At 61.3% G+C, this 7678-nt stretch carries 5 protein-coding genes; 3 read left to right on the plus strand and 2 right to left on the minus strand.

All coding sequences use genetic code 11. The annotated features are described in order from the left end of the window. Positions 1-165 precede the first annotated feature (165 nt). Complete coding sequence (locus APH41_RS08020) at positions 166-3738, plus strand: transporter substrate-binding domain-containing protein (protein ID WP_054918323.1); 3573 nt, start codon at positions 166-168, stop codon at positions 3736-3738. Between the two features lie 268 nt (positions 3739-4006). Beyond that, a complete protein-coding gene (locus APH41_RS08025; RefSeq protein WP_054918325.1) occupies positions 4007-5251 on the plus strand; it encodes an EAL domain-containing protein in 1245 nt (414 codons plus the stop codon). Here APH41_RS08025 and APH41_RS08030 read toward each other — a convergent pair. Further along, on the minus strand, positions 5220-5882 hold the full coding sequence (locus APH41_RS08030; RefSeq protein ID WP_034128635.1) for a response regulator transcription factor: 663 nt from the start codon (positions 5880-5882) through the stop codon (positions 5220-5222). The two genes, APH41_RS08025 and APH41_RS08030, sit on opposite strands and share 32 nt — an antisense overlap. 207 nt (positions 5883-6089) lie before the next feature. Here APH41_RS08030 and APH41_RS08035 point away from each other — a divergent pair, with 207 nt between their 5' ends. Beyond that, positions 6090-6374 (plus strand): DUF3509 domain-containing protein, encoded by a 285-nt coding sequence (locus APH41_RS08035; RefSeq protein ID WP_020301357.1) that lies wholly within the window; start codon positions 6090-6092, stop codon positions 6372-6374. Between the two features lie 172 nt (positions 6375-6546). Here APH41_RS08035 and APH41_RS08040 read toward each other — a convergent pair. Next, the coding region (locus APH41_RS08040) for a CaiB/BaiF CoA-transferase family protein (protein WP_054918327.1) at positions 6547-7678 on the minus strand (1132 nt) is incomplete at its 5' end.

Raw genomic sequence — 7678 nt, forward strand, 5'->3', positions numbered from 1 at the left:
GGCTCCCACATTCAGCTAACTCACCCGCTGACCATGAGGCGGATATCAGGCTGCTACAGGTATGCATTCAGCTTTTTTGCAGTCGGCCAAGCCCGTCCTCGTGACGGGCTTTTTCATTCTGGCGAGCCATACTTGCCCAGTCGCCCAATCAAGGAAACCCAACCGGTGCAGGTTTTGATCCAATGGACGTTGAAGCTGGTGTGCCTGTTGTGGCTCATCCAGGTGCCCATGAGCCTGGCCGCCGTCAGCCTGCCGTTCAAACTGGTGCCGGCGTTTATCCCGCTTGAACCTATGCCGCTGGCGCCGACGGAGCAGCAGTGGTTGGCGGCGCATCGGACACTCAAAGTGGGCATCTCGATAGATGACTACCAGCCGATCGATATCACCCGTGACCGCAATCGCTACCAGGGCATCAGCGCCGATTATTTGAGCCTGGTTGGCGCACGGCTGGGTGTGCCCATGCAAGTGCTGGGCTTTTCCGAGCGCGCCCAGGCGGTCGAAGCGCTGCGCAACGGCACCATCGACATACTCACCAGTGCCAATGGTTACGAGCGTGACGTACCCGGCCTGCAATTCACCCCGGACTACATGCCCGACCGCTCGGTGGTGGTGCTGCGTCGCGACGATACCCAAGGCGACGATCTGGCCGGCAAGAAGCTGGTGTTGCTCGACGGCTACGCCAACGTGCAGAAGGTTCACGCGGCGTATCCCGACAGCCACATCATGCTCGCCCCTAACCTCTACAGCGGCCTCGAAGCCTTGAAGCAAGGTGACGTCGATGCGTTTATCGGCAACGAAGTGATTGTGCGCGCCTATAAATCGCTGCGGCCTTACCTGGGGTTGCAGATCAAGGAGCAGAGCCGGCTGGCGCCCATCGGTTTTGCCTTCGCCACCCGCCAGGCAGATCCGTTGTTGGGGGCCATGATGAATCGCGCGCTGGCAAGCCTCGACGAGTCGGTGCAGCGTGAAATCCTCGCGCGCTGGACCACCGGGCTCGGCGTCGGTATCAGTGGTGAGCGCATTGCGTTGTCGGCGTCGCAACAGGCCTGGGTGCGCGAGCATCCCCATGTCGTGGTGGTGGCCCAGCAGATGTCTCCGTACATATTCAAGGATAAGGATGGCCACTGGGTTGGCTTGAATGTGGATTTGTTGCATCGCATCACGCGCATGACCGGTTTGCAATTTATCTTTGAAGAGGTGCACTCCACCGCGCAAACCCTGGAATGGCTGGAAACAGGCAGGGCGCAGATGAACACGACCCTGGCCGTTAACCGCGAGCGCAGCACAGTGCTCAACTTCAGCCATGGGTATGGTGGGTCCGGCTGGGTGTTTGTCGAGCGTGCCGATGCCGCGCCGCTCACCGGCTTGAAGCAGTTGGACGGCAAGGTGCTGGCGCTGCCGGCACGTCATGTATTGGAAAATGATATTCGCCATGCGCATCCGAACATCACGTTGCGCCTGGTGGACAATTACAACCAGGCCCGTGAGCTGGTACGACGGGGCGAGGCGGCCGCTACCATTCAAACTGAAGTGGAAGTGCAGAGTTACCCGGAAGATGGCCTGCGTATCGGCCGCAGTGTCGATGGCAAGTGGTCGTCCAACTGCCTGTCGGTGCGCAAGGACCAGCCTGAGCTGCTGAGCATTCTGAACAAGGCCCTGGAGGCGCTGCCGGTGGCTGAGTTGAGTGCCTTGCGCTTGCGTTGGATCGGTGCCGTGGCGATTCCGCTGCCGGCCTGGCAACGGGTACCGCCATGGGCCTATTGGACGGTGGCCACGGCGCTGCTGTTTGTGTTGGTGTCGCTGGTGTGGAACAGCCGGCTCAAGCGCCAGATTCACCAACGGCTGGAGGCCGAGCAACGGCTCAATGACCAGTTGGCGTTCAAGCGCGCACTGCTCGACGGCATGCCCAACCCGCTGTTCGTCCGCGACCTGGACGGGCGCCTGGTGACCTGCAATAAAAGTTATGAACAGCAATTGGCGACCCGGCTGGAGCTGATCCAGGGCCTGACGCTGATGGAGAGCAAGGTCGTGCCCGACGCCACAGCGGCGCGGCTGCACGAAGGCCACATGGAGCAATTGGCCACGCAGCAGCCGTTGTTTGTCGACCGGCAATTGGAGCTCAACGGCGGCAGTTATCACGTCTACCAGTGGACCGTGCCTTTTTTTGATGCCCAGGGCCGTCTGCAGGGATTGTTGGGCGGTTGGATCGATATCAACGAACGCAAAGACCTGGAGCGCCAGTTGATGGACGCTCGCCAGGCCGCCGACGAAGCGAACTACGCCAAAAGTGCATTTCTCTCGGCCTTGAGCCACGAGATTCGCACCCCCATGACTGCCATCATTGGCTTGCTCGAACTGGAGCAAGAGCGTTGTCTGGCAAGCGGCCAGCCGGTTTCCGAGGCGCTGCAGGTGGCCCATCGTTCGGCGCGCGAGCTGATTGCGCTGATGGGCGACAGCCTGGACTTGGCCAAGATCGAAGCCGGCCACCTGCAACTGGCGCCACAGACCACTGAGTTGAAGCGCTTTTTCGAGGGTATCCAGAGCCTGTTCGAAGCCACGGCGCAAAAGAAAGGCCTGCATCTGACCCTGGCGTTTGATCCGGCTGCTCAGGGTTATTACTGGTTCGACCCGCTGCGGTTACGCCAGGTGATGCACAACCTGTTGGGCAATGCGCTCAAGTTTACCGAGCGGGGCGGGGTTCACCTCAGCGTGACCTGCCAACGGGATGAGACCGATAGCGAATACCTGCACCTGTGCGTCAAGGACAGCGGCCCAGGCATCAGCGCCGAGCAACAGCCGCGGGTGTTCAAGCCGTTTACCCAAGTGAGCGCCCTGACCGCTGCGCAACACGGCGGCACCGGTCTGGGCCTGAGTATCTGCAAGCAACTGGTGGAATTGATGGGCGGGAGCATTCACCTCGACAGCGTGGTGGGCGAGGGGACGGTGGTGTGCATTGACCTGCGCTTGGACCGGGTCAGCACCGATGATGTGCCGGCAACGCCCACCGCGACGTTGTCACCGACGGGGCGTAGCCTGTCGGTACTGGTGGTGGATGATTTGGCGGCCAACCGCCTGGTGCTGGCGCAGCAGTTGCAGTTCCTCGGTCATCAAGTGGTCGCTCTGGAGTCGGCCGAGGCCGCGTTGCAACGTTGGCGTGAGCAGCGTTTTGACGTGCTGGTCACCGATTGCCAGATGCCCGGCATGTCCGGTTATGCCTTGAGTGCGGCGATACGGCGCCTCGAAGCCGAGGAGCAACGGCCTCGTAGCGCGCTGGTGGGTTGCACCGCGAACGCCATGAAAGATGAACAACGCCGCTGCGAGGACGCCGGTATGGATGAGCTGCTGGTCAAGCCGGTGACCCTGGAACACTGGACCCAAGTGCTGGCCCGCGTGGCGCCCCAGCGTTCGTTCGATATCCAGGCCCTGCGCACCATGACCCAGGCCGATGGCCCGGTGCTGCAAAGCATGTTGCAGGAACTGGCCAAGAGCCTGGACCACGAACACGAGGTATTGGCGGGAGCCCTGGCCGAGCGCGACGTGGCACGCTTGAATGCATCGCTGCACCGGCTCAAGGGCATTTGCTCGCTGGTGGACGCACTGCCACTGGCCAAGGCCTGTGTCGCCCTTGAGCAATGCGCCCGAGAGCAGCGCGGCGCCGAGCTTGAAGAACCCTGGTTGCGCTTGTCCGAGGTGCTCAAGGCGTTTCGTCGCGACCTGCAACCCTATCTGGATGCCTGACACCTTAATGCCGATCAGCTAAGCGAACGCAATGCTCAAGGCAACGACGATCAAATGTGGGAGCTGGCTTGCCTGCGATAGCGGTAGTGCAGTAACAGATGTAGTGACTGACACACCGCCTTCGCAGGCAAGCCCCACAGGAGATCTGCGCTTGACCGACAAGGCTTGCCCCTCCCACATTTAAGCAAGCTTTTAGGACACGTCCTATGGGGTACACCACAGCATGTGGCTACTGTGCAGCACTTTCCCTGTACCGACATCCCTACCCATGCGATCCCTGAACGTCCTGATCCTCGAAGACAACCCGTTTCAACTGATGGCTCTGCACCAGATGCTCAATGCCAACGGCGTGTTCAATGTACGGGCCGCGGAAACGGTTGAAACCGCCCGCCAGTCTCTGGACAGCAAAGGCCCGGTGGATATCGCCATCTGCGATTTGTACCTGGAGCAGGGCGATGGCCTGGAATTGATCCGCGAGTTGGCGGAACGCCGCCTGGCCCAAGTATTGATCCTGCTCAGCAACGCCGAGCCCGACGTGCTGGAAGGTGTGGCGAACATGGCCTGCCAATTGGGACTCAAAGTCTTGGCGTGTTTGCCCAAGCCGGCTTCGGCCAAGTTGATCGGGCAACTACTGAGCGATTGCCAGGTTCATTTTCGCCCGGGGCCACCGGTGCTGTCCTGGGAGCGCGTGCGCCAACTGTTGGGCTTGAGCGAGCGGGAACAACTGCCGCCCTCGGCGGATGTCAGCCAGGCGACTATCGCAGCCTGTGGCAGGGTCTGGTACCAGCCCATCGTCAGTCAGGCCGGTGTGTTGCAAGGGGTGGAGGCGCTGGCGCGTTGGCAGTTGCCGGACGGTGAGCTGTTGCTGCCTGACGAGTTCCTGCCGGTACTGGAGTTTGCCGGCATGGAAGAGGCGTTTACCTGGCACGTGCTGGAGCAGGCGCTTGGCCTGGCGAACCAGGTGATGGGCGAAAGCGGCCAGGTGCTGCCAGTGGCCGTGAACATCCCCGGGCGCATGCTGGAGCGCGAGCACTTTCCCCAGGTGCTGCAAGGTCTGCTGCAGTTGCACGGTGTACCCGCCCATAGCCTGACGCTGGAGCTGGTGGAAACCTCGACCTTGAAAACCGACAGCGCCCATGTCACCGGCTTGCTGCGCTTGCGCATGTTGGGTTGCCAGTTGTCCATCGGCGACTTCGGCATGGGCGGCACCAGCCTGCAGCATTTGCTGGAACTGCCTTTTACCGAGCTGAAAATTCCCCCGGCGTTTGCCTGCGGGATGGCCAATGATGACCGCAAGGCCGCTGTGGTGGCGGGCGCCATGAGCATGGCAGCGCGCCTGGACGTTGCCGTGGTGGTCACCGGCGTGGAAACCGCCGCCGACTATCACGCTGTGGGCGAACTGGGCGCGGCGTGGCTGCAAGGCTGCTTTATCGCCCGGCCGATGGACGCCGCGGCGCTCAAGCAATGGATCGCGTTCCAGGCTAGGCCAGCCCGTGTTCCTGCACGTAAATAAACAGGGCGGCATCGTTGGCCAGCCCCAGCTTGCGCATGGCGCTGACTTTTTGCGCGCTGACGGTCTGCTTGCTGCGATGCAGGTGCGCGGCGATCTCGCCCACCGTCATGCCACTGGCCAACAGGCGAATCACCTCCAGTTCCCGGGGTGACAGGTGCTCCTGGGAGTGCAGGCGATCAGCGCCGACTTCCCCGGCCAGGCTCAGCGCCTGGCGGATGGTCTGGGCCACATAGGTGCGTTGCTGGCGCACCTGGCGGATCGCCTGGGGCAGCTCATCGGCCAGGCTGGCCTTGCTCAGCAGGCCCATCACACCCAATGCCAGGATGGAATGAAACAACCCGGCATTGTTGAGCATGGTCACCACCACAATGGGCAGGTGCGGATAGTGCCGGCGCAGTTGCTCGATCAAGCGCAGCCCGTCGGCTTGGGGCTCGACGGGCATCATGAAGTCGGTCACCACCACATCGCAGGCACAGTGTTGCAACAACGCACTGAGGGCCTGGGGGGAATTGGCCTCGCCGACGATGCTGATATGCGGGTCACGTTCGAGCACGGCGCGCAGGCCAATCAGGAAAATCGGGTGATCGTCGGCAATCACGATACGCAAGGGCGGTTCAGACGCAGCTCTCAAGGCAGGCTCCCGGGACAATCCAGGGATTCTAGCCTGTGCGCCGTTGTTTTTTCTCTGTCATCTTTTCCGTGCATGCTCGTTTTCCTCAAGCAGTGGATTACACAAAAGGTAGAACTTTCTGCTTTGAGCACGGGTCACTTGAATGTCAGCCTCTTCGTGACATTTTTGTTTTTCGAACCTTTTTCGAATGATTGAGTGGTGATCGAGATGGAAAGTATCAACCTATTGCTCAGCCAAGCACTGAGCCCTTATCAGGTTACGCTGACCTCTGCCGGTATGCGCGACGACTGCCTGGTAACCGTGAAGAACCCCGGTGGCGCCATCGTGGTTGAACGTGAAGTCGATCGTGCGCAATTGAGCGACAAGCGCGCGCTGGTGGATGTGGTGGATTGCCTGCTCCGCGACCTGAAAATCGCCGAAGGGCGCCTGGAACCTTCAGTCATCGCTGCCTTGCGCAACGCCTCCCAAACCCGTGGCGGCGCACTGGCATGAAACATTATTTTTCTTCGGAACCTTCCTACAAGGTGGTCAGTCAGAGTTTGTAACAGCAAGAGCAGGCATTGTGCTCCGGTGTTTGTCGCTTGCTGTGCGGGTCTTTTTGTAGACCACGTTTAACCCCGAGTTGTCTCCCCACTGCTCGGGGTTTCTTTTTGCCTGGGATTTGTCAGATCGCGCCATCCTCGCGCAGGCGAGTGATAGCCGCCGCGTCGTAGCCCAGGGCATTGAGCACCTGGCTGTTGTGTTCACCCAGTTGCGGGCCGACCCATTCGCAACTGCCCGGTGTGTCCGAGAGCTTGGGCACGATGCCGGGCATCTTGAAATCCTTGCCGCCCGGCAACTGCGCCTTGAGGAACATTTCCCGGGCCAGGAATTGCGGGTCGCCCAGCATGTCTTCGGCGCTGTAGATGCGGCTGGCGGGTACCTCGGCTTTATTCAGATGTTCAATCACCTGGTCGAGCGACAGCGAATTGACCCAGCGATCAATCACGCCGTACAGCTCGTCGCGGCGAGCGTCACGCCCGTCATTGCTGGCCAGTGCAGGGTCGTTCGCCAGGTCGTCACGGCCGATCACGCGCATGAAGCGCTTGAAGATCGCATCGCCATTGGCGCCGATCTGCACATGCTTGCCGTCTGCGGTGGTGTGGATCGAGGACGGGGTGATGCCAGGCATGATGTTGCCGGTGCGCTCACGGATAAACCCGAACACATCGAACTCGGGGATCATGCTTTCCATCATGGCGAAGATGGCCTCATACAGCGCCACATCCACCACTTGGCCCAGGCCGCCGTTGACTTCGCGGTGACGCAGCGCCATCAGCGCGCCGATCACTGCCCACAACGCGGCAATCGAGTCGCCGATGGAGATACCGGTGCGCACGGGCGGGCGGTCCTCGAAGCCGGTGATATAGCGCAAGCCGCCCATGGACTCGCCCACCGCGCCAAACCCCGGCTGGTCCTTCATCGGGCCCGTCTGGCCGAAGCCCGAGAGGCGCACCATCACCAACTTGGGGTTGAGGGCGTGCAGGGTTTCCCAGCTCAGGCCGAGTTTCTCCAGCACGCCTGGGCGGAAGTTTTCGATCAGGATGTCGGCGTCGGCCAACAGTTGCTTGAGGATCGCCAGCCCCTCAGGGTGCTTGAGGTTGAGCGTCAGCGACTGCTTGTTGCGCGCCTGCACGAACCACCACAGCGAAGTACCTTCATACAGCTTGCGCCATTTGCGCAGCGGGTCGCCGCCGTCCGGGGATTCGACCTTGATCACCTCGGCGCCGAATTCAGCGCAAATGCGTGAGGCAAAC

The sequence above is a fragment of the Pseudomonas sp. NBRC 111138 genome, from assembly GCF_001320835.1.
Lineage (GTDB): Bacteria > Pseudomonadota > Gammaproteobacteria > Pseudomonadales > Pseudomonadaceae > Aquipseudomonas > Aquipseudomonas paracarnis.

Bases quoted from the DNA above. Each gene is read 5' to 3' on its own strand.
- APH41_RS08025 (WP_054918325.1), top strand. From the start codon at position 4,007: ATGCGATCCCTGAACGTCCTGATCCTCGAAGACAACCCGTTTCAACTG.
- APH41_RS08035 (WP_020301357.1), top strand. From the start codon at position 6,090: ATGGAAAGTATCAACCTATTGCTCAGCCAAGCACTGAGCCCTTATCAG.